The organism is Xanthomarina sp. GH4-25, assembly GCF_045363175.1.
Lineage (GTDB): Bacteria > Bacteroidota > Bacteroidia > Flavobacteriales > Flavobacteriaceae > Xanthomarina.
Genome location: NZ_JBJFLO010000003.1, coordinates 87,105 through 109,943 on the forward strand (window position 1 = coordinate 87,105; position 22,839 = coordinate 109,943).

Consider the following 22,839-nt stretch of genomic DNA (forward strand, 5'->3'; position numbering starts at 1 on the left):
AATTTAAAATATATTTTATGTAAAGTAAACAAAAATAATTCGTGTATTCGAAGCATTAGTTTTATTTTTGCGCAAACAACTTACAACATGAACATTTTAATTCTTGGCTCTGGTGGAAGAGAACATACATTTGCTTGGAAATTGTCACAAAGCCCTTTATGCAAGTCACTTTTTGTGGCACCTGGAAATTCAGGAACCTCTCAAATAGCAATTAATTTAGATCTTAAGGTTACCGATTTTCAAGCTATTAAGAAGGCTGTATTAGAAAATGAAATAACTATGGTTGTGGTTGGTCCAGAAGATCCTTTGGTTCAAGGAGTTCACGATTTCTTTTTAAACGACAATGCCATTAAACATGTATCTGTAATTGGACCTCAAAAAGCAGCAGCCGAATTAGAAGGAAGTAAAGAATTTGCCAAAGAGTTTATGTATCGTCATAATATTCCAACAGCAGCTTATAAAAGCTTTAACGCTTCTAATGTTGAAGCAGGTTATGCTTTTTTAGAAACATTAAACCCACCTTATGTTTTAAAAGCAGATGGGCTTGCAGCAGGTAAGGGTGTTTTGATTTTAAACGATTTAAACGAAGCTAAAACCGAATTAAAAAGCATGTTGATTGATGCTAAATTTGGTGAAGCGAGTACTAAAGTAGTTATCGAAGAGTTTTTAGATGGTATAGAACTAAGTTGTTTTGTTTTAACCGATGGAAAAAATTACAAAATCTTACCTACTGCCAAAGATTACAAACGTATTGGCGAAGGAGACACAGGTTTAAACACTGGTGGTATGGGAGCTGTTTCTCCAGTACCTTTTGCTACGAACGACTTTTTAAATAAAATTGAAGAACGTATAGTAAAGCCAACTATTGAAGGCTTAAAAAAAGATAATTTACCTTACAAAGGCTTTGTGTTTATTGGATTGATTAAAGTAGGAAACGATCCAAAAGTTATTGAATACAACGTAAGAATGGGAGATCCTGAAACCGAAGTAGTTTTACCTAGACTTAAAACCGATTTGGTAGAGATTTTTCAAGCTATAGCTAATCAAACATTAGATAAGGTAGAAATTGTCATTGATGAACGTACTGCTACAACAGTTATGTTGGTATCTGGTGGATATCCTGAAGCTTATGAGAAAGGAAAAGAAATTACAGGTTTAGAACACATAACAGACTCTATTCCTTTTCATGCTGGAGCCATTAATAAAGATGGAAAGGTTGTGACTTCTGGAGGACGAGTTATGGCGATAACATCTTATGGAGATACGTATGAAGAGGCCATAAAAAAATCTTATCAAAACATAGAAAAACTACATTTTGATAAGATGAATTATCGAAAAGATATTGGTTTCGATTTATAGGTAAGAATGCGAGCTGATGCTTTTATCATCATCATTTGCATCATTATATCCTTTTAATTGTTTCATCCAATATAAAAAAGCAACAAAACCAATAAGTATAAAGATCCAGGAAACAGTATTAGCAGCAAACCAACTTTCTAGTTCTAGTTTAGCTAATGCATCATAAGGAGCAAATAATACGTTTACAAATAAATCTTGGATGGCGTAAAAAAAGTCTTTCATTATATATAAATTTTAAAGCTCAATAAGAGCGAATAAGGTATTATCAATATATTTACAAAATTACATTTTTTTCATTTTAAAATTTAATAAATAATGAAGAATATTAGTAATTTACTTTATTTTGAAACACAATCATTATAAATCAAATAACTTTTTAAATGATATCCAGTTTTTTTAGCAAAGCCAAACCCATACATTTTGTTGTTGTAAGCACTTTGTTAATGATTGCATTTATTCTTACAAAAGTTTTTAAAACAACACTAAATTATGATGTTCTTGAAATATTAAAACAAATTTTATTATTTGGTGTATGCATTTTCTCCATTTTTGTTTTCGATTTTCTATCTGGTAAAAACGACCTAACAAAAAGCAATAGCTATAAAATTTTATTTTTCAGTTTGTTTATGGTCATGATGCCACAAACCTTTCTAAACTCAAAACTTTTATTAGCAAACCTCTTTATTTTATTTGCATTAAGGCGTATTATTAGCATTCGCACCATGAGACAAGTTAATAAAAAAGTGTTTGATGCTGCTTTTTGGATTAGTTTAGCAACTTTATTGAGTTTTTGGGCATCACTTTTCTATATACTAATTTTTGCAGCTCTTTTATTATATACAGTTACAGATATAAAAAATTGGATCATTCCTTTTATAGGAATTTTAACTGTAGCTATAATTAGTGTTTGTTTTTTACTGCTAACCAACACAGATGTTTTAGAATATTATTCTAACATCAATACAGCTATCAGTTTCGATTTTAGCATGTTAAACACTATTCAGATTGTGGTTTCTTCAACGGTTATTTTATCTTATTTTGTTTGGGCTGTTTTTTTCTATGTGAATAATATTAAATCTAAATCCAAAAGCTATAAACCTTCATATTTACTGGTACTTCTAGCGGCATTGATTGCTATTACCATCATTGTTATTTCTCCTGAAAAATCTGGAGCAGAATTTATTTTCTTATTTGCACCATTATCAATTATTATGGCAAATTATATAGAAATTATTTCAGAAAATTGGTTTAAAGAAATATTAATATGGATACTAATTCTTGTGCCAGTTATTAATTTAATGTTGTAGTTTTTCTCCAAAAGCCAAATCTCCAGCATCGCCTAAACCAGGAATAATATACCCTTTTTCATTTAGTTTTTCATCCACAGTGGCAACCCATAAATGCGTGTCTTTTTCAAAATGGTTTTTTATAAAATCAATTCCATCTTGAGCTGCAATCACACTTACTAAATGAATATTTTTTGGTTTTCCAAAAGGTTTTAAAGCTTCAAAAGTAGCTACCATAGATTGTCCCGTAGCTAGCATCGGGTCTGCTAAAATTAAGGTCTTGTTTTCTAAACTAGGACAAGCCAAATATTCGACAATAATTTCAAAATTTTCTGGTTTTTCTTTATGATGTCTATAGGCCGAAATAAAGGCATTTTCTGCTTTATCAAAATAATTCAATAAGCCATCGTGCAAAGGAACTCCTGCTCTTAAAATGGAACAAAGAACGATGTCGTTATCTAGCTTTTCAATCTCACAAACACCTAGAGGTGTTTTAATAGTTGTAGGTTTATAACTTAATGTTTTACTTAATTCATAACCTAAAATTTCACCTATACGTTCAATGTTTCTTCGAAAGCGCATGCTGTCTTTTTGAATGTTCACATCTCGCATTTCAGAAATGAATGTGTTTAAGATGGTATTTTGATTTGAAAAGTTATGAATGTGCATGTTTGAGCTGTTTTTATAAGTGGTAAAGTTAATTAATTAGGCTTATATTTACGTTTGTAATTTTATTTTAATAGAAAAGTAAACGTGAATCTACTTTCTTTAGGCTTTAAAAACCTTTTAGCTAAAAAATATGTAGATTTGTGTTTTAATAAAAAAAATCATGTTTACAGACAAAGCCAATAAAATTTTCCAAGACGTTATAGAGAAATATCATGTTATAAATACGGTCGATCAACCTTTTGAAAACCCATATAACAAAGAATCTCATTTGCTTGAGCATTTACTTTACAGAAAATCTTGGATTGATACGGTTCAATGGCATTATGAAGACATTATTCGCGATCCGCAAATAGATCCAGTTGCTGCTTTAAAACTGAAACGTCAAATTGATGCTTCCAACCAAGACAGAACAGATATGGTGGAATATATTGATAGTTATTTTCTTGAAAAATATAAGCATGTAACACCAAAAACTGGCGCTACAATTAACACTGAAAGTCCAGCTTGGGGAATTGATAGATTGTCTATTTTAGCATTAAAAGTGTACCATATGAATGAAGAAGCAACTAGAACAGATGCTTCTGACGCTCATTTAGCAGCTTGTAAAACGAAACTTGACGTGTTATTGGAACAACGTGTAGACTTATCGACTGCTATCGATACACTATTAAGTGATATAGAAAAAGGCGATAAATACATGAAAGTGTATAAGCAAATGAAAATGTACAACGACGACGAGTTGAACCCAGTTTTAAGAAGTCAGAAATAATAGCTTGTCATTCTGAACAAAGTGAAGAAATCGAAGATTCAGCGAAGCTAATCTTTAATAGATGTTTCGACCGTGCTCAACATGACATAACAATTCTATGTCAAAAAAACCAAAACACATTCTAGTCATTCGTCTCTCAGCCATGGGAGACGTTGCCATGACAGTTCCTGTTTTAAAGGCATTCACTATCCAATATCCAGATGTAAAACTAACGGTTTTAACCAGAGAGTTTTTCATACCTTTTTTTAGAAATTTTGATAATGTATCTGTTTTTCCTGCCGATTTAAAAGGAACACACAAAGGCATTTTCGGCCTTTATAAACTTTCTAAAGAATTAAAAGTATTACAGATTGATGCCATCGCAGATCTTCACAATGTGTTGCGTACAAATATTCTAAAATGCTTTTTCTTAGGAAAACCGTTTGTGCAAATAGATAAAGGCAGAGCTGAAAAAAAAGGGTTAATTTCTGGAAAAGCATTCCAACAACTAAAAACAACTCACCAACGTTATGCCGATGTTTTTAGAAAATTAGGATTTCCGTTAGATTTGGCAAACCCTAAATTTCCAAATCGTGTCGTGTTGAATTCCAAATTGCAGGATATAGTTGGAACAGACATTAATAAATGGATTGGCATAGCTCCTTTTGCTGCTCACGAAAGTAAGATGTATCCTTTAGATTTAATGGAACAAGTAATCGAGTCGCTTTCAAATAATCATAAAATTTTACTTTTTGGTGGTGGAAGTAAAGAAGTTGAAATCCTTAATAGTTTTCAAAATAAATACAAACATGTTATTAATCTAGCAGGAAAATTAACCCTTGATGAAGAATTAGATGTGATTTCTAATTTAGATGTTATGCTCTCTATGGATTCAGGAAATGCACATATGGCAGCTATGTTAGGTGTAAAAGTAATTACCATTTGGGGAGTGACGCATCCTTATGCTGGTTTTGCACCTTTTAACCAACCAGATGATTTTGCTCTGCTTTCAGATAGAGAACAATTTCCTTTAATTCCTACTTCTATTTATGGGAATAAATACCCGGAAGGTTATGAGGATGCTTCTAGAAGTATTGCTCCACAAACAATCATAAATAAAATAGAGTCTATTCTATAACGTCATTATGAGCTGTCAGACTGAGCTCGCCTGCACTGAGTGTAGTCGAAGTGTCGAAGTCAAAACGAAGCAATCTCATAAATACATCAACATAATTCTTAGTTTTCATTCATTTTATTAAATTACTAAAAACTAGCACATTGCAAATTATTTTTAAAATCCTAACCCATAAGGTTAGGTGCTAACAAGTTCATTTTAGGTAGTTTCAGCATAGAATTTTTAAAACGCTATTAACCTAAAAATGAATGACAATGAGAAAATTAATTTTCACGCTCGTGTTCCTTATGTCAGGAATCACGTTCGCACAACAAGGTATTAATTACAAAGCCCTTATTAAAGACGGTTCTGGCAACGTGGTTGCCAACGATTTAATTACCATCCAATTCACCATCTTACAAGGTGCAGGACAAACCAACGTCTATCAAGAAAGTCACGCACCAACAACCGATGCCAATGGTATTGTTATGGTAAACATTGGCGAAGGCACACCCATTTCAGGTAGCTTTAACGCTATAGATTGGGCAGCAGACGACCATTACCTAAACGTACAGATAAACACAGGAGGTGGTTTAACCGATATGGGCACCACACAGTTTATGGCTGTGCCTTATGCCAAACAAGCAGAAACCGCAACCACAGCAGCCAATGTAAACGGACTGGAAACCTTGGACGAAGGCAATGGTAAAGGTTACCGATTGGTAGGCAGAAACCCGAGTTATTTTGGTAACATAGGTCTTGATGCTGTAGATGTAAGCCAAAGCAACACCACAGACAACTCTGGTGCTACAGGAGATTATGCTTTTGCCTCTGGACGCAATGCTATTGCTTCTGGACGTTATGCCATGGCTAACAATTATGGTAATACAGCATCTGCCGATTATGCCACAGCTTTTGGCTACATTACCACAGCCGATGCTTACGCCTCATTGGCATTGGGACAACGCAATGTTGGTGGTGGTAACCCAACAGCTTGGGTACAAACCGACCCACTTTTAGAAGTCGGTAATGGTATAGGAGGTACACCATCTAACGCCTTAACCATTTTAAAAAACGGAACCGTTACAGCACCAAGCTTTGATATAGCAGAAATTACCGACCCAAAAGCTTTGATTACCAAAGAATATTTAGAAAACACAGCAGTAGTTGCCACAGGGTTGGAAGCTATTGATGAAGGTAATGGCATAGGTTATCGCTTGATAGGGAGAGATCCAGATAATTATGATAATATTGGTTTTGGTGCAGTAGATTTGAGCAGAAGTGTGTTTAACAATGTTGCTGGAGCTTCAGGTATTGGTGCTTTTGCAGTTGGATATGCTGTTAACGCTACAGGTGATTTCGCATTAGGAATGGGTATTAGTGTTAGAGCATCAGGAAACAGGTCAACAGCAATAGGAAATGCAACAACTGCAACTGGATTCGGTTCTACAGCCATGGGAACTAGTACAGAAGCCTCTGGAGATCATTCCACAGCCATGGGAAACATTACAAGAGCATTAGGAGATTATTCCACAGCCATGGGAAATTTAACAACAGCATTAGGAAATTATTCCACAACAATGGGGTACGGTTCAGAAGCTTTAGGATATAATTCAATAGCAACGGGAGATTACACAACAGCTTTAGGAAGCGTTTCCACAGCAATGGGATCAGGTACAATAGCAGAAGCTTATTTATCAACAGCTATAGGAAGTCATAATATTGGAGGCGGTAATCCAACGTCTAGAGTAGATACAGACCCTTTGTTTGAGATTGGTAATGGTACTATTTCAACTCCATCAAATGCGCTAACCGTACTTAAAAATGGTAATATGGGCATTACCACCAACACACCACAAACCAAGTTACAGGTTACTGGTGGTAGTGATGCTGGTCTTAACCATGCTGGTGGTTTTGTACTGTTGGGTGAGACCTCTGGTATGAATCTCGTGATGGATACTAACGAAATCATGGTTCGCAACAATGGTGTGGCAGCACCTTTATACTTACAAAACGATGGTGGTTCTGTACATGTTGGTGGTGCTGTGGTGCACAGTAGCGACCGTAGGTTAAAACGCAATATAGAAACCTTGCCCTATGGTTTAAACGAAGTCTTGCAATTGGCACCCAAACAATACTACTGGAAAAACCGTGGCGAGCAAACTCACAAATCGTTAGGTTTAATTGCCCAAGAAGTACAACCCATTATATCAGAACTGGTACACACAGCCAATGATGAAAACAACACCTTAAGTGTAAACTATACCGAGTTGATTCCAGTATTAATCAATGCCATACAAGAGCAACAAGAGATTATAGACAGCCAAAACAAAACCATTTCTGGACAATCAACAGCAATACAAAGTCTGTTAGAACGTGTGGAAGCTTTGGAAACTAAAACCGAAAATAAGTACGTCTTTGAAAATAAATTACAAACGAAGTAATCTTTAGGTTAATAGCGAATCAACTTAAGATTACCAGCCTGTCTTATCTTTATGTAGCCTTTCGGCGAACAAAGGTTAAAAGACAGGTTTTGTTTTTTAGCCATTGCGAAACCTTCAGGTCGTGGCAATCTATTAAATACGAGTTCAATATTAAAAGATTACTTCAGCAACAAGTTGCTTCGCAATGACGAATATTTATTATATTTATTGGGTTGAATAACATCGTGTTATCTAAAACCCGACCAAATGACTCGTTTGCCATCTAACCATTTATTAAAAAATGTAGTATGTATTCTGCTATTTGGTTTTTCGGCAATAATGTTTTCTCAAAACAGCCAAGAACTTGTAGTGGAAGCTCTAGACGAGTTTATGATTACAGAAAATCCTAACGATGGGATTAAAAATCTTCTCGCATTACAAAAGGTGGTACCCAAAACAACCGATTCGCTTCAAGGGCATTATTACATGAATTTAGGGATTGCTTATGGTCAATTAAATCAAGCCGATTCATCCTTTTGGTATTTAGATAAAGCTGAAACTTTTGCCCACAGCACATCATCAGACTTTTTATTAGCTATGGTTTATAATACCAGAGGTTTAGTGTATATGGGAAAAGCCGAATATGAAGCTTCTTTGGCTGCTTACCAAGAGGTCATGAAATTGGCAGAAGGCAAAAATGATAACAGACTCAACGATGTGTTAAGCAAAACCTATGGCAACCTGGGAGGTGTGTATTATCAGTTAGGTCAAATGGATAAAGCGCTTGAAACCACTAAAAAATGCCTGGTATTGTCTGAAACTTTAAAAGACACTACAGACATGGCTTTAAACCACTTACGTTTAGCCATGGTGTATAACGATTTAGATCAATTGGATGATGGTATTTATCATTTAAGTGAAGCGCGAACATTTTTTAAAGATTTAAACAACACCACCATGTTGGTCTATGCCGAAAGTAGTTTGGGTAATATTTTCGAAAAGAAAGATGAATTAAATCAAGCTTTTAGCCATTACGAAACAGCACATCATTTAGCAACATCTGTTGGAGAGCAAGAAGAATATGCATTAACGTTACTTTCTATGGGACAAGTAAGCCTAAAGCAGTCGAAATTAAGTGCAGCTGTACGTTATGCTCAAGACGCTTTAATGTTTTCAAAAGAAAAAGGCTTTGCCGATAGTGAAAAGGGCGCCTATGATTTGTTGTATAAAATTGCCTTGCAGAACAACCAGTCCAAACAGGCTTTAGACTATAGAAATGCCTATATTTCCTTAACCGATTCCTTAAATAGTGTTGAGGTTAAAGCACGTGTAGCCGATATAGAAACCAAATACGAAACCACAAAAAAAGAAAAAGAAATCCAAAAGCTCACATTTGAAAGTCAGTTGAAAGACGCAACCTTAGCTGAAGCCAGAAATGCCCAAATAGCATTAGCCACAGGAGCTGTTAGCATTATTATAATCCTGGTTGTGTTTTTTACAGCTCGTTACAAAAAGGAAAAAGCCGAACGTGAAGCACAAACCTTACAGGTAGAAGCCTTACAAAAACGCTTTATGGAATTGCACAGCAGTCCTGCTGAATTAGCAGTTAAAATGGATATGGAAAATCTCAATAAAAAACTAAACACACCACTAACAGAACGAGAATTTGAAGCCTTAAAACTTTGTATTGCCGGAAAAACTAATTCAGCCATTTCAAAAGGTTTGTATATTTCGGTAAGTACTGTAAAATTTCATCTTCGTAATGCCTATAGTAAATTAGGCGTAAATAATAGGAAGGAAGCCTTTCAGTTTATGTTGAAATAGGTGTTATTATTATGTCATTACTAAAAAAAAACAGTCTTGTTTTTAAAAATGAAACGTACTATAGTCTAGTGTCTTTTTTCTAAATATCATCATAATCTACCTTAACAGTAGGAGTTGTGGGATGTGCCTGACAAGTTAAAATCAATCCTTCGGCCACTTCACCATCAGTTAAAATGTTGTTTTGTCTCATGGTTACTTCACCTTCAGTCACTCTCGCCAAACAACTACTGCAAATACCACCTTGACAAGAATATGGTGCATCTAAATCTTCATCTAAAGCCGCTTCAAGAATGGATTGTTTTTGTGACATTTCAAAGGTGGTTTCTTCATCATCAACAATAACCGTAATTTTAGTTTTTCCACTAGCAATCTCATCTTCGTTAACATCTGCAGGTTTTGCTGCTTTAAAAAGCTCATAAAACACATTTTCTTTTGGAATACTATGCTCGGTTAAGACATCTTTTACTGTGTGAATCATAGCTTCTGGACCACATAAATAGAAGGCGTCTACTATAACGTTCTTATGTGTGTTTTTCATGACATAATTAACCGTGCTTTTTTCAATGCGTCCAAAAATAGCATCTTCTTCGTCTGTCTGACTAAATACAAACTGGATAGAAAAACGGTCCTTATATTGATGCTGCAAGTCTAAAAGTTCCTGTAAAAACATGGTGTTTTTAGTCGATTTGTTCCCATAAACCAAAATCACCTTACTGTATACTTCCTCTTCTAAAGCACATTTTATAATGCTTAAAATTGGTGTAATGCCAGATCCTGCAGCAAAAAGCGCAATGTTTTTTGTTTTAGAATCGTTAGGTTCAAAAACAAAGCGTCCTTTAGGTGGAGCCACTTCTAAAACATCTCCTACTTTCAAGGTGTTATTAGCATAAGCCGAAAAAGTACCATCTGTAACTTCTTTAACAGCTACTTTTAAATAGCCACTTTTTGGAGAAGAACACAACGAATAATCTCTACGTACTTCGTGGTTGTTAATGATAGTTTTTAAAGTAATATATTGACCAGCTTTAAAAGCATAAGTCGATTTTAAATTTTCTGGGACATCGAAACTTAAAACAACAGATTTATCTGTTTCTCTTGAAATGTCTTTTATAATAAGTTTATGAAAATGTGACATATTAAAATTTTTCACAAAAATAAGAAATACAGTTAGTAATTAAGTTTTGATTGTAACAAAATGTATATTAATATTACTAATAGTAAAAACCAACTATAAACTTATGAAATTAAAACACTTTATAAACTTAGAATGGAAACAATATTTTAGGTCTGCTTATTGGCAAAAAAGCATGGCAATTAATGTTTTACTGGTTTTAGTTGCTTTATATTTTGTAGTTACTTTCCTAGCATTAGGGATTGCTTTATACCCAATTTTAAAAGACGCTATTCCAGATCAAGACCCATTAGTTATTGTAAATAGTTATTTGTTTTATTGGTTTTTAGCAGATGTTATCATGCGTTTTTTCTTTCAAAAACTGCCTGTTATGAGCGTAAAACCATTGCTAACATTACCCATTAAAAGACCAAAAGTGGTACACTATGTTCTAAGAAAATCAAGTTTTTCATTTTTTAATATCTTACCTCTTTTTGCAATTATTCCTTTTGGAGTGACGTTAATAATTAATGGTTATCCTTTAGTTTCAGTTGTTTTTTGGATGGTTACTATTTTCATTATCACATTAATAATTAACTATTTAAATTTTATTATAGAAAGTATTTCTTCTGAAACCGACTTGTCTTATTTGCCAATTATTGTGTTTGCTGGAGGTTTGTTTGCTATTAATTATTTCAATATAATTTCTTTTTCCATTTTAACCTCTAATGCTGTGTCTTCAATTTATGAAACACCTTTATTAGTCGTGATTCCAATTTTGATATTAATAACCTTGTATGTTGTAAATTATAAGATACTAAAGAATAAATTGTATTTAGACAGTTCATTAAAGTCTAAAGTTCAAGAAGTAAAAGCTTCTAGTTTAGAGTGGACCAGAAAATTTGGCGATGCTGCACCTTTTATGCAATTGGATTTAAAATTAATATGGAGAAATAAGCGTCCTCGTTCTTCAGTTTTTATTTTAGTTATTGGTTTGCTTTACGGATTGTTTTTCTATCCAAATCCAGCCTATCAAGATAAACCTTGGATGTTTGCTTTTGTTGGCATATTTGTAACAGGTATTTTCTTAATTAACTTTGGACAGTTTATTCCAGCTTGGGATAGTGGGTATTATAAAATGTTGATGAGTCAAAACATAAAATACAAGCAGTATTTAAAATCGAAATATACTTTAATGGCAGTTAGTGTAATTATCTTATTTATTTTAAGTATACCTTATGTGTATTTTGGGTGGAAAATTTTATTAGCACATTTTGCAGCTGCTGTTTATAACATTGGTATTAATACACATGTCATGTTATTAGGTGGTTCTTTTAACAGGAAAAAGATTGATTTAAATCAACGTGCAGCATTTAATTATCAAGGTACAGGAGCTGTGCAGTGGCTTATTGGAATACCTTTAATGTTGTTGCCTTTAGCAATTTTTGGAGTATGCTATTACTTTTTTAGTTTCGAAATAGGTTGTTTGGTTCTAACCATTCTTGGAGTAATAGGTATTGTTTTTCATCAAAAACTAATGAATGCTATTACAGAAAAATATTTAGATTCAAAATATAAAATGATTCAGGCTTTTAGTCAAGACAATTAATAAAAAAGTACTATGATACAGACATCAAACCTTATAAAAACTTACGGAAGTAAAACCGTTTTAGATATAGAAAGTTTAGAGATACCAAAAGGCCAAAGTTTTGGACTAGTAGGAAATAATGGCGCAGGAAAAACGACTTATTTTAGCTTATTATTGGATTTAATTAGACCTACAAAAGGAGACATTAGGAGCAATAATATTTTAGTAAAAGACAGTGAAGACTGGAAACCCTTTACGGCTTCATTTATTGACGAAAGTTTTTTAATTGGTTATCTAACACCCGAAGAATACTTTTATTTTATTGGCGAACTTCGTGGACAAAACAAAGCAGATGTTGATGATTTACTATCTCAATTTGAAGATTTTTTCCATGGTGAAATATTGAATCAGAAAAAGTATTTAAGAGATTTAAGTAAAGGAAATCAGAAAAAAGCAGGCATTGTTGCTGCATTAATAGGACATCCAGAAGTGATTATCTTAGACGAACCTTTTGCAAATCTAGATCCAACAACTCAAATTCGTTTAAAAGAGATTATTAAAAACCTTGCAGAAAAACAAGGGGTTACCGTTCTTGTGTCTAGTCACGATTTAATGCACGTTACAGATGTTTGCGAACGTATTGTTGTATTAGAAAAAGGAAAAATTATTAAAGATTTAAAGACAAGTGAAGCGACACTAAAAGAGTTAGAAGCCCATTTTTCAGGAACAGAAATGGCTTAAGGGTTTTCAAAATACTCAAGTGTTTTTTATCTAAAAAAACAATCTATAATATTTATTATATTTCCCGCAGAGTTATATTTGGTATATTTCTTTACAAATAATTCAAAAAGATGCCTTATTTTTACGGCTATACATAATATATGTAGCTATTTATAGTTTATATTTAAACCTAATACTTTCAACATTGCGTACATCTTTTAGAATCATATCATTCCTGTTCTGTGTCGCTCTTTTTATTTCGAGTTGTTCACGAAAAAAAGACTCATTTATTAGCAGAAATTATCATGCATTATCTGCCAAAGACAATACGTTATATAATGGATACATTGCTTTAGAAGAAGGACGAATAGGATTAAACGAATCTTACCAAGATAATTATTGGGATATACTTCCAGTAGAGCGTATGCAAGTAGATGATGAGGTGATACTCCCTGGTCAAAACAAAAACGAAAGCTTCAGTCGTGCAGAAGAAAAAGCAGTTAAAGCCATTCAAATGCACAGTATGAATATTCAAGGCAAAGAAGTCAACCCACAAATGGATGAAGCCTATTTGCTCTTAGGAAAATCTAGATATTTCGACCAAAGGTTCGTGCCAGCTTTAGAAGCCTTCAACTACATTTTATATAAATATGCAGCAAGCGATAAAATCAATCAAGCAAAAATTTGGAGAGAAAAAACAAATCTTAGATTAGAAAACGATCAACTTGCTATAGAAAACTTAAAACGTTTACTCGAGCAAGAAGAATTAAAAGATCAAGATTTAGCAGATGCTACATCAACACTTGCTCAAGCTTATATAAATTTAAAATCTCTTGATAGTGCCGTTACACAACTAAACATAGCAAGCCTTAACACTAAAAACAACGACGAAAGAGGTCGTTATAGATATATTCAGGGACAGCTTTATAACCGACTTGGATATAAAGACAGTGCCAATATAGCTTTTGGACAAGTTATTAAATTAAACCGAAAAACCCCTCGTATTTATTTAATCGCTGCTCATTTAGAACAAGCTAATAATCTAAGTATTTCAGAAGATAATAGAGAAATTATCCTAGAAACACTTACAGAGATTGAAGAGAATAGAGAAAACAGACCGTTTTTAGATAAAATTTACCATCAAATAGGGGATTATTATCGCACTATAGCATCCGACTCTCTTGCGGTAGAATATTATAACAGATCCTTACGTACCAATTCGGCTGATAAAAAATTAAAAGCAATTAATTATGAAATTCTTGGAGATTACTTTTTCGATTATTCCGAATATAAAATAGCAGGTGCTTATTTTGATAGTACAATGACCAATATGGTTAAAGATAGCAAGCCTTTTAGAATTATTAAACGTAAAAGAGACAACTTAGACGATGTTATTTATTACGAAGACATTGCTGTTGTTAATGATAGTATTTTATCGCTTACAGCTTTATCTTATGAAGATCAATTGGCTTATTTTGAAAACTACACAGAGCAATTAAAAATTCAAGCAGAAAAAGAAAAAGAAGAGGAAGAAATACAAGAACGCAACAAAGAGTTTGCTAACAATTTCGCAAATAATGATTTTGAAGCAAAAAGTGCTAAATCTATGACTTTAAGTAGAGGCCCAAACGGCCCTCCTGGGGGATCAAGTTTTTATTTTTATAATCCCACAACCGTGGCTTATGGAAAAAACGATTTTATAAAAAATTGGGGAGATCGAGCCTTAGAAGATGACTGGAGGTGGTCTACAAAAAGTAAATCTTTTATCAATAAAGAAACCCTAAACACAGTAGCAGTAGCTGTGGCCGAAAACGAATTGTTCAACCCAGAATATTATATAGATAAAATACCAACAGACCAGAAAAAAATAGATAGTATTATAAAAGAAAGAAATTTTGCATACTATCAGTTAGCTGTTATTTATAAAGAAAAGTTTAAGGAGTATGAGCTTTCTAAAGAAACATTTCAACACTTATTAAACCAAGAACCAGAAGAAAAATTGGTGCTCCCGTCTAAATATAATTTGTATAAATTATATGCTTTATTAGAAGAAAATGACGAAGCAACTATAGCTAAAAACGATATTATAGCTAATTATCCAGACTCACGTTATGCAGCCATTTTATTGAATCCAGAAGCAGGAGCAGCGAAAGATGAAAACAGTCCGGAAAACATTTACACCAAATTATTCAACAAGCTAGAGAATCAAGAATTCAGTGAGGTCATTACACAAAGCGACGAATATATTACAGCTTTTGAAGGAGACCCAATGGTACCTAAATTCGAATTGCTTAAAGCAACTGCAACTGGAAGACTGAATGGTTTTGATGCCTATAGCAATGCGCTAAATTTTGTAGCGTTAAATTATGCGAATACTCCAGAAGGTGTAAGGGCTCAAGAGATAATAGACAATGTGTTACCTAAATTAGCAAATAAAGAGTTTGTAGATAGTGAAACAGATGATAATTACAAAGTAGTTTACTATTTCACCAATACAACTAAAGAAGCCATAGAGGCGTTTAAAACAGCTTTAGATAAAGAAATTGAAAAAGTAAACGTTTATAATTTATCCATTTCTGAAGATATTTATAATCCAACGACAACCTTTGTTATTATCCATGGATTAAAAAGTAAAGATGGAGCTCTAGGTTATGCCGAATCATTAGAGGAGAAAAAGAAAGATAAAATAAAGCATGATCATTTTGCTGTGTCTTCTACTAATTACAGAATCATACAAATTCACAAGAATTTTGATGAGTATTTAAATATTGAATAACTATTAAAAACAGTTCATTATGTTTTCTGAAAATAAAAAAGACAAAACAAGCCTTGAATTAACATCAAGTCAAAATATTGTCTCTAAAGGCACAAAAATTGTTGGAGATTTAACAAGTGAAGGCGATTTAAGAATAGATGGAACTATTGAAGGGAATTTAAAAACACCTGGAAAAGTAGTTGTTGGTAAGACAGGATATGTTAAAGGAACTTTAAGTGGTACTGATGCTTATTTTGAAGGGAAATTTTCAGGTAAATTATCGTTGTCTGGAACTTTATCTTTAAAATCTACAGCACATATAGAAGGTGAAGTTGTTTTAGGAAAACTAGAAGTGGAGCCTGGTGCAACATTTAATGTAACTTGTGCTATGAAAGGCGCTGTAAAAGATTTTAACTCTAGAAGTGAACAAAAAGAACTCCCAAAATCCGGACAAGAAACAGCTTAATACTTACGCTCGTTATTCCAGTATTGCTTTCCAAATGTTTGCTATTATTGGCATTGGGGCTTTTATTGGTGTAAAATTAGACGATGCTTTTCCAAACAAACACAACCTCTACACCATTATTCTATCTTTAGTGTTTGTAATTTTTGCTATTGTTTTTGTAATAAGACGTATTATTGCAATCTCAAAAGAAGACAATTAAATGAATCCAGCTTTTAAATCTAGACAACTTTCGTTTTTAATTCAAAATATAGCAGTAACCCTTATTTTATTTGGGATACACAGTTATTTGCTATTTCATTTTGCTGAAAATATCAACTTTATTATTCCTTTATGGCAAGTATATGTCTTTCATTTTGTGGTTACCACCTTATTATATTCAGTCATTAATTTTCAATACTCTAGAGGGAAAACCGAAATTTTCAACTTATTTATGGGGTTTACCTTCTTAAAAATGATTTTAGCTATCGTTTTTTTACTCCCAGTTTTGTTATCAGATACAGAACATAAACAGCCAGATGTATTCAACTTTTTTATCCCTTACTTTTTATACTTGTTTTTTGAAGTCTTTTCTTTAACAAGTTTCCTTCAAAAAAAGCCTTGAAAACCCTCTAAAAACAAGGCTTTAAATAATCATTAAAAAAGTGTTTGACATTTAATATAATGTACGTACATTTGCACGGAATTTAAAGCAAGGTATTTTTAATCAATACATAATGACATTAAGCACCTTTAAAAACGTATTTTTTTCTGCAGTATTTATAGCAACTACATTTGTTGGACATGCATCAGAAAACCCAGAGAACGAGAACGATAAAGAGTTCAATGCCAAAGAAATGATTATGCATCACGTTAAGGATGCGCATGAGTTTCATGTTGTTGATTGGAATGGTAAACCAATTACCATTGCTTTACCTATTATTCTGTGGACAGATCAAGGATTAACAACCTTCATGTCTAGCGAGTTTCATCACGACGATTCAGGATCTCATATTGTAGAGAAAGATGGTATGAAATTCGTAAAATTTCACGAAAAAATATATCAGTTAGATGTTGATGCTCAGGAGGTTTCTTTCGATGCAGAACACCATCCAACTAATGCTAGCTTACCAACAGACTTGTCAATTACACGAAATGTGTTTATGATGTGGATTTCGGTAATTGCTTTATTACTTGTTTTTATATCTACAGCTAGAGTTTATAAAAAATCTAATAACAAGGTTCCAACTGGAATCGCTGGGTTTATGGAACCATTAATTGTTTTTGTACGCGACGAGATTGCAAAACCAATGATTGGAGAGCATAAATACAAAAAATACATGCCATATTTATTAACCGTATTTTTCTTTATATGGATTAATAATATTTTTGGATTGATTCCAATTATTAATGGAGCAAACGTAAGTGGAAACATTGCCTTTACCTTAACCTTGGCAGTATTTACTTTTATTATTACAACCATTAGTGGAAATAAAAACTATTGGAAACATATTTTCTGGATGCCAGGAGTTCCTGTTCCAATGAAAATATTTTTAATGCCTATAGAAATAGTTGGAATGTTTGTTAAACCAATCTCTTTAATGATTCGTTTATTTGCAAATATTACAGCAGGACATATTATTATTTTAGCCTTAATGTCTTTAATATTTATTTTTGAGACCATTGCTGTAGCACCAGTTTCAGTAGCGTTCGCATTATTTATCGGATTAATAGAAATTGTAGTTACTGCAATTCAAGCATATATATTTACCGTGTTGTCTGCCTTGTATATTGGCATGGCAACCGAAGAAGCTCATCATTAATTAATTTAAATTTTATAACTATGACTATTACAGGAATCGCAGCAATCGGAGCTGGTTTAGCAGCAATTGGAGCTGGAATGGGAATTGGAAGAATCGGTGGTTCTGCTATGGATGCCATGGCACGTCAACCGGAAATCCAAGGAAAAATCCAAACTTCAGCGCTTATTTTAGCAGCTTTCGTAGAAGCAGTAGCACTTTTTGGTGTTGTTGCTGCATTAATCGTTTAATTATGATTATGAAGTATAGAGGTAACGGTTGGTTACCTCTATATTTTAATTAAATTTCATCATCCTTAAGGGAGGACATAGGAAATAATTTTAAATTTGAGGCTTGCCTCATAAAATTGAACCCACACGTGGGATTAAAAAACTAAATAAATTAAGAAATGGATTTAATTACACCCGGTTTAGGACTTGTCTTTTGGACAGTAATTACATTTTTGTTTTTGCTTATTATCTTAAAAAAGTTTGCTTGGAAACCTATTCTTGGAGCCGTAAGCGATAGAGAAGAAGGTATAAAAAAAGCATTAGCATCTGCAGAAAACGCTCGTAAAGAGATGGAGAACCTTCATGCAGATAACGAACGTATTTTAAAAGAAGCTAGAGCAGAACGTGAAGCTTTACTTAAAGAAGCTCGTGATATTAAAGTTAAAATGATTGATGACGCTAAAGATGAAGCTCAGGCTCAAGCTAATAAAATAATAGAACAGGCTCAAGCTGCCATTGAAAGTGAAAAGAAAGCTGCCATGGCTGAACTTAAAAACCATGTTGCAGGATTATCTATAGAAATCGCTGAAAAAGTAGTACGTGCAGAATTATCTAATAAAGACAAGCAAATACAATTGGTTGAGTCTATGTTAGGTGAAGCAAAATTAAACTAAGATATAATGGCAGGAGCAAGAGCAGCAATACGTTATGCAAAAGCAGTTTTAAGTTTAGCATCAGATAAAAATACAGCTAAAGCTGTAAATAATGATATGAAGCTAATTACTAAAACTATTGCAGAAAGCAAAGACTTAAACGATATGCTTCAAAATCCTGTAGTGGGTTCTTCAATTAAAAAAACAATTTTATTAGATATCTTTAAAGACGCTAATGAAATTACAAATAATTTAATTGACACCTTAATTACAAATAAAAGATTGCCACTTTTAGAGCAAGTAGCTTTAAAATACAATCTGTTATTTGACGAATTAACAGGAACTCAAATAGCACAAGTTACAACAGCAATACCTTTAACAGACGATTTAAGAGTTAAGGTGTTAGCTAAAGTAAAAGGGCTTACAGGAAAAGATGTTGAAATAAAAAGCACCATAGACGAAAGTATATTGGGAGGTTTTATTTTACGTGTTGGAGATATTCAATACAATGCAAGTATTGCAAACAAATTAAATAAGTTAAAAAGAGAATTTACATTAAACTAAGATATTTTTATCTAAATATTAAATAAGATGGCAGAAGTAAAACCGGCTGAAATATCAGCAATCTTAAAACAACAACTTTCAGGATTTGAAGCAGGAGCGACATTAGATGAGGTTGGAACAGTACTAACAGTAGGAGATGGTATTGTACGAGCTTATGGATTAGCTAACGCTCAATATGGTGAGTTAGTAGAATTTGAAGGAGGCTTAGAAGGTATTGTACTGAATCTTGAAGAAGATAACGTAGGTATTGTATTATTAGGAACTTCGGTAGGAGTAAGAGAAGGTTCTACAGTAAAACGTACAGAACGTATCGCATCTGTTAAAGTAGGTGAAGGTATTGTTGGACGTGTTGTAGATACGTTAGGAAACCCAATCGATGGTAAAGGACCAATTGCTGGTGAAACTTATGAGATGCCTTTAGAGCGTAAAGCTCCTGGTGTTATCTACAGAGAACCAGTAACAGAACCATTGCAAACAGGAATTAAAGCTATTGATGCCATGATTCCAGTTGGTAGAGGTCAACGTGAGTTGGTAATTGGAGATAGACAAACAGGTAAAACAGCTGTTTGTATTGATGCTATTATTAATCAAAAAGAATTTTACGATGCTGGAAATCCAGTATATTGTATATATGTAGCTATAGGTCAAAAGGCTTCAACAGTAGCTTTAATTGCTAAAACTTTAGAAGAAAAAGGCGCTTTAGCTTACACAACAATAGTTGCAGCAAATGCATCAGATCCTGCAGCCATGCAAGTTTATGCACCTTTTACAGGAGCATCTATTGGAGAGTATTTTAGAGACACTGGTCGTCCAGCATTAATTGTATTTGATGATTTATCAAAACAAGCCGTTGCTTACCGTGAGGTTTCTTTATTATTACGTCGCCCTCCAGGACGTGAAGCTTATCCTGGTGATGTATTTTACTTACACTCAAGATTATTAGAGCGTTCTGCAAAAATTATTAATAATGATGCAATTGCTAAAGAAATGAATGACCTTCCAGATGTTTTAAAACCTTTGGTTAAAGGTGGTGGTTCTTTAACAGCATTACCAATTATTGAAACTCAAGCAGGTGACGTTTCAGCATATATTCCAACAAACGTAATTTCAATTACAGATGGACAAATTTTCTTAGATGGAGATTTATTTAACTCTGGTGTACGTCCAGCAATTAACGTAGGTATTTCGGTATCTCGTGTTGGTGGTAATGCTCAGATTAAATCCATGAAAAAAGTATCTGGTACGTTAAAATTAGATCAGGCTCAGTATCGTGAATTAGAAGCATTCGCGAAATTTGGATCTGATTTAGATGCCGTTACTTTAAATGTAATTAATAAAGGTAAGCGTAACGTTGAAATCTTAAAACAAGCACAAAACGATCCGTTTAAAGTTGAAGATCAAGTAGCTATTATTTATGCGGGATCTAAAAACTTATTAAAAGATGTTCCTGTAGAGAAAGTAAAAGAATTCGAACGCGATTATTTAGAATTCTTAAAGGCGAAACATAGCGATGTGTTAGCAACTTTAAAAGCAGGTAAATTAACTGATGAGGTTACAGATACTTTAATGACTGTAGCAAAAGATTTATCAGAAAAGTATAAAGCATAATTAATATTCCCACGAGAGTGGGAATTTTATTTCATATTTTAAAATATGGCAAATTTAAAAGAAATACGTAACAGAATATCATCGGTATCTTCTACCATGCAGATTACTAGTGCCATGAAAATGGTTTCTGCTGCAAAATTAAAGAAGGCACAAGATGCTATTACAGCTATGCGTCCTTATGCAGATAAATTGACTGAACTTTTACAAAGTTTAAGTGCTACTTTAGATGCAGATTCAGGAAGCAAATATTCTGATCAACGTGAAGTTAATAACGTTTTAATTGTTTCAATTACGTCTAATAGAGGGTTGTGTGGTGCTTTTAATTCAAATATAATAAAGCAAACGCAAAACCTAATTAGTAATACATATGCTGGTAAAAAAGTATCTGTTTTAGCTATTGGAAAGAAAGCTAATGACGCGTTTTCAAAAAAACAAATTGTAGTTGGTAATTACAGTGAATTGTTTGACGATTTAACCTTTGATAACGTTGCAAATGTTGCAAAACGCTTAATGAATATGTTTACTGAAGGCGAGTACGATAAAATCGTAATTGTTTATAATAAATTTAAAAATGCGGCGACTCAAGAAATCATGACGGAACAATTCTTACCAATTGTACCTGTTGAAGCAGATGTCAATGTAAACTTAGATTATATTTTTGAGCCTTCAAAAATTGAAATCGTAGAGCAATTAATTCCAAAGTCTTTAAAGACACAGTTATTTAAAAGTATTAGAGATTCTTTTGCAAGTGAGCATGGAGCTCGTATGACTGCTATGCATAAAGCAACAGACAATGCAACTGAGTTAAGAGATCAATTAAAATTAACTTACAATAAAGCACGTCAAGCTTCTATTACCAATGAAATTCTTGAGATAGTTGGTGGAGCTGAGGCATTGAATAATTAGAAAAATTAATTGAGTTTTTCTAATGTTTAAAAGGGCGAAAGCATTAAACATGTAATTATCACTCAAAGCGAAAGCGAAGAATCTAAATAAAACAAAAACCTAACTTTAACGAGTTAGGTTTTTTTTATGCTTAAAAATTTTCTTGTAACATTTTTCAGATTTTGTATCTAAAGAGAAAATCAACTAAAACTTAGATTATGAAATCAATTAAATACATTATTTTATTTACAGTTTACTTAACCAGCTTTTCACTAGAAGCTCAAAATAACGCTTTCGAGGTTCAGGTTATAGGTAAAGGAGAACCCATATTATTATTTCCTGGTTTTACTTGTACAGGATCCGTTTGGGATGAATTAATAATTGAACTCTCTAAAACAAAAGAATGCCATATTTTTACATTTGCAGGTTTCGGTAACGTGCCTGCCATAGAAAAACCATGGCTTTCTAAAATTAAAAATGAAATATCTTTATATATTTCAAGCAGAAAGCTTGAAAAGGCAACAATAATTGGACATAGCTTAGGGGGTACAATAGGTTTGAGCTTAGCTATTGATGAGAATGCAGAATACCATGAAATTATTGTTGTTGATGCTTTACCTTCAACTGGAGCCTTAATGATACCAAATTTTAACAGCGATACTATTGTTTATGATAACCCATACAATCAAAGACTATTAGATATGGATGAGAAAAATTTTGAGGCAATGGCTACTCAAATGGCATCTGGAATGGCTTTAAATACAGACAGACACCAACAAATCAAAGATTGGATATTAATGTCAGATCGCGAAACCTATGTCTATGGTTTTACAGATTTGCTGAAATTAGATTTAAGAGAAGATATAGCAAAAATAACTGTTCCAGTAATAATTTTAGCAGCGACCAAACCTTATGGCGAAGAAACAGTTAGAAAGACCTATGAAGATCAATATAAAAATTTAAAAAATTACACCATTAAATACGCTATGGAATCAGCACATTTCATTATGTATGATCAACCAGATTGGTTATTAGAACAGATTAATGAAGCAATGCAATAA

At 33.0% G+C, this 22,839-nt stretch carries 22 protein-coding genes; 19 read left to right on the forward strand and 3 right to left on the reverse strand.

Annotated elements, in window-relative coordinates:
- Positions 1-87: 87 nt before the first annotated feature.
- Positions 88-1,359 carry a phosphoribosylamine--glycine ligase gene (purD, locus tag ACI5KZ_RS04970; RefSeq protein ID WP_406847090.1) on the forward strand — a complete coding sequence of 424 codons (1,272 nt, stop codon included), beginning with the start codon at positions 88-90 and terminating at the stop codon, positions 1,357-1,359.
- Here the strand turns inward: purD and ACI5KZ_RS04975 are convergent.
- The gene (locus ACI5KZ_RS04975; protein ID WP_109309234.1) at positions 1,354-1,581 is read right to left on the reverse strand and encodes a DUF6341 family protein; all 228 of its coding nucleotides are present in this window, start codon (positions 1,579-1,581) and stop codon (positions 1,354-1,356) included. The genes purD and ACI5KZ_RS04975 overlap by 6 nt on opposite strands.
- A gap of 158 nt (positions 1,582-1,739) precedes the next feature.
- Between ACI5KZ_RS04975 and ACI5KZ_RS04980 the strand changes: the two genes are divergently transcribed.
- Positions 1,740-2,666: a DUF6427 family protein gene (locus ACI5KZ_RS04980; RefSeq protein ID WP_406847091.1), complete on the forward strand. Its 927-nt coding sequence runs from the start codon at positions 1,740-1,742 to the stop codon at positions 2,664-2,666.
- Here ACI5KZ_RS04980 and upp read toward each other — a convergent pair.
- Positions 2,655-3,314, reverse strand: coding sequence for a uracil phosphoribosyltransferase (upp, locus tag ACI5KZ_RS04985; protein WP_109309236.1), 660 nt, complete (start codon positions 3,312-3,314; stop codon positions 2,655-2,657). The two genes, ACI5KZ_RS04980 and upp, sit on opposite strands and share 12 nt — an antisense overlap.
- A gap of 160 nt (positions 3,315-3,474) precedes the next feature.
- On the opposite strand from upp, the gene ACI5KZ_RS04990 reads away from it, so the two are divergent.
- The 4 genes from ACI5KZ_RS04990 to ACI5KZ_RS05005 all read left to right on the forward strand — a co-directional run bounded on the left by ACI5KZ_RS04990 (position 3,475) and on the right by ACI5KZ_RS05005 (position 9,423).
- Entirely contained in the window at positions 3,475-4,083 is a 609-nt protein-coding gene (locus ACI5KZ_RS04990) for a DUF4254 domain-containing protein (protein ID WP_109309237.1), read from the forward strand.
- 97 nt (positions 4,084-4,180) lie between these two features.
- Positions 4,181-5,200, forward strand: a complete 1,020-nt coding sequence (locus ACI5KZ_RS04995) for a glycosyltransferase family 9 protein (protein ID WP_406847092.1) — start codon at positions 4,181-4,183, stop codon at positions 5,198-5,200.
- A gap of 251 nt (positions 5,201-5,451) precedes the next feature.
- Positions 5,452-7,620, forward strand: a complete 2,169-nt coding sequence (locus ACI5KZ_RS05000; protein WP_406847093.1) for a tail fiber domain-containing protein — start codon at positions 5,452-5,454, stop codon at positions 7,618-7,620.
- A 246-nt stretch (positions 7,621-7,866) separates the two neighbouring features.
- Complete coding sequence (locus tag ACI5KZ_RS05005; protein WP_406847094.1) at positions 7,867-9,423, forward strand: LuxR C-terminal-related transcriptional regulator; 1,557 nt, start codon at positions 7,867-7,869, stop codon at positions 9,421-9,423.
- 79 nt (positions 9,424-9,502) lie between these two features.
- On the opposite strand, the gene ACI5KZ_RS05010 is transcribed toward ACI5KZ_RS05005, so the two are convergent.
- Positions 9,503-10,558 carry a 2Fe-2S iron-sulfur cluster-binding protein gene (locus tag ACI5KZ_RS05010; protein ID WP_406847095.1) on the reverse strand — a complete coding sequence of 352 codons (1,056 nt, stop codon included), beginning with the start codon at positions 10,556-10,558 and terminating at the stop codon, positions 9,503-9,505.
- A 103-nt stretch (positions 10,559-10,661) separates the two neighbouring features.
- Here ACI5KZ_RS05010 and ACI5KZ_RS05015 point away from each other — a divergent pair, with 103 nt between their 5' ends.
- The 13 genes from ACI5KZ_RS05015 (at position 10,662) to ACI5KZ_RS05075 (ending at position 22,839) form a co-directional block, all read left to right on the forward strand.
- A complete protein-coding gene (locus ACI5KZ_RS05015) occupies positions 10,662-12,143 on the forward strand; it encodes a DUF5687 family protein (RefSeq protein ID WP_406847096.1) in 1,482 nt (493 codons plus the stop codon).
- Between the two features lie 12 nt (positions 12,144-12,155).
- Complete coding sequence (locus ACI5KZ_RS05020; RefSeq protein ID WP_109309241.1) at positions 12,156-12,863, forward strand: ABC transporter ATP-binding protein; 708 nt, start codon at positions 12,156-12,158, stop codon at positions 12,861-12,863.
- Positions 12,864-13,047: 184 nt separating this feature from the next.
- Positions 13,048-15,618 carry a tetratricopeptide repeat protein gene (locus ACI5KZ_RS05025; protein ID WP_406847097.1) on the forward strand — a complete coding sequence of 857 codons (2,571 nt, stop codon included), beginning with the start codon at positions 13,048-13,050 and terminating at the stop codon, positions 15,616-15,618.
- A gap of 19 nt (positions 15,619-15,637) precedes the next feature.
- Complete coding sequence (locus tag ACI5KZ_RS05030; RefSeq protein WP_109309243.1) at positions 15,638-16,063, forward strand: polymer-forming cytoskeletal protein; 426 nt, start codon at positions 15,638-15,640, stop codon at positions 16,061-16,063.
- Positions 16,020-16,262 (forward strand): AtpZ/AtpI family protein, encoded by a 243-nt coding sequence (locus tag ACI5KZ_RS05035; protein WP_406847098.1) that lies wholly within the window; start codon positions 16,020-16,022, stop codon positions 16,260-16,262. The genes ACI5KZ_RS05030 and ACI5KZ_RS05035 overlap by 44 nt, the downstream gene beginning before the upstream one ends.
- On the forward strand, positions 16,263-16,664 hold the full coding sequence (locus ACI5KZ_RS05040; protein WP_109309245.1) for a hypothetical protein: 402 nt from the start codon (positions 16,263-16,265) through the stop codon (positions 16,662-16,664). It begins immediately after the preceding gene.
- Positions 16,665-16,776: 112 nt separating this feature from the next.
- Positions 16,777-17,862, forward strand: a complete 1,086-nt coding sequence (atpB, locus tag ACI5KZ_RS05045; RefSeq protein WP_406847099.1) for a F0F1 ATP synthase subunit A — start codon at positions 16,777-16,779, stop codon at positions 17,860-17,862.
- A 20-nt stretch (positions 17,863-17,882) separates the two neighbouring features.
- Positions 17,883-18,089: an ATP synthase F0 subunit C gene (gene atpE, locus ACI5KZ_RS05050; protein WP_007647348.1), complete on the forward strand. Its 207-nt coding sequence runs from the start codon at positions 17,883-17,885 to the stop codon at positions 18,087-18,089.
- A 158-nt stretch (positions 18,090-18,247) separates the two neighbouring features.
- Positions 18,248-18,742 carry a F0F1 ATP synthase subunit B gene (locus ACI5KZ_RS05055; RefSeq protein ID WP_109309247.1) on the forward strand — a complete coding sequence of 165 codons (495 nt, stop codon included), beginning with the start codon at positions 18,248-18,250 and terminating at the stop codon, positions 18,740-18,742.
- A gap of 6 nt (positions 18,743-18,748) precedes the next feature.
- Positions 18,749-19,285: an ATP synthase F1 subunit delta gene (gene atpH / locus ACI5KZ_RS05060; protein ID WP_406847100.1), complete on the forward strand. Its 537-nt coding sequence runs from the start codon at positions 18,749-18,751 to the stop codon at positions 19,283-19,285.
- A gap of 27 nt (positions 19,286-19,312) precedes the next feature.
- The gene (gene atpA / locus ACI5KZ_RS05065) at positions 19,313-20,893 is read left to right on the forward strand and encodes a F0F1 ATP synthase subunit alpha (protein ID WP_109309249.1); all 1,581 of its coding nucleotides are present in this window, start codon (positions 19,313-19,315) and stop codon (positions 20,891-20,893) included.
- Between the two features lie 45 nt (positions 20,894-20,938).
- A complete protein-coding gene (gene atpG / locus ACI5KZ_RS05070; RefSeq protein ID WP_109309250.1) occupies positions 20,939-21,799 on the forward strand; it encodes an ATP synthase F1 subunit gamma in 861 nt (286 codons plus the stop codon).
- Positions 21,800-21,996: 197 nt separating this feature from the next.
- Positions 21,997-22,839 (forward strand): alpha/beta fold hydrolase, encoded by an 843-nt coding sequence (locus ACI5KZ_RS05075; RefSeq protein ID WP_109309251.1) that lies wholly within the window; start codon positions 21,997-21,999, stop codon positions 22,837-22,839.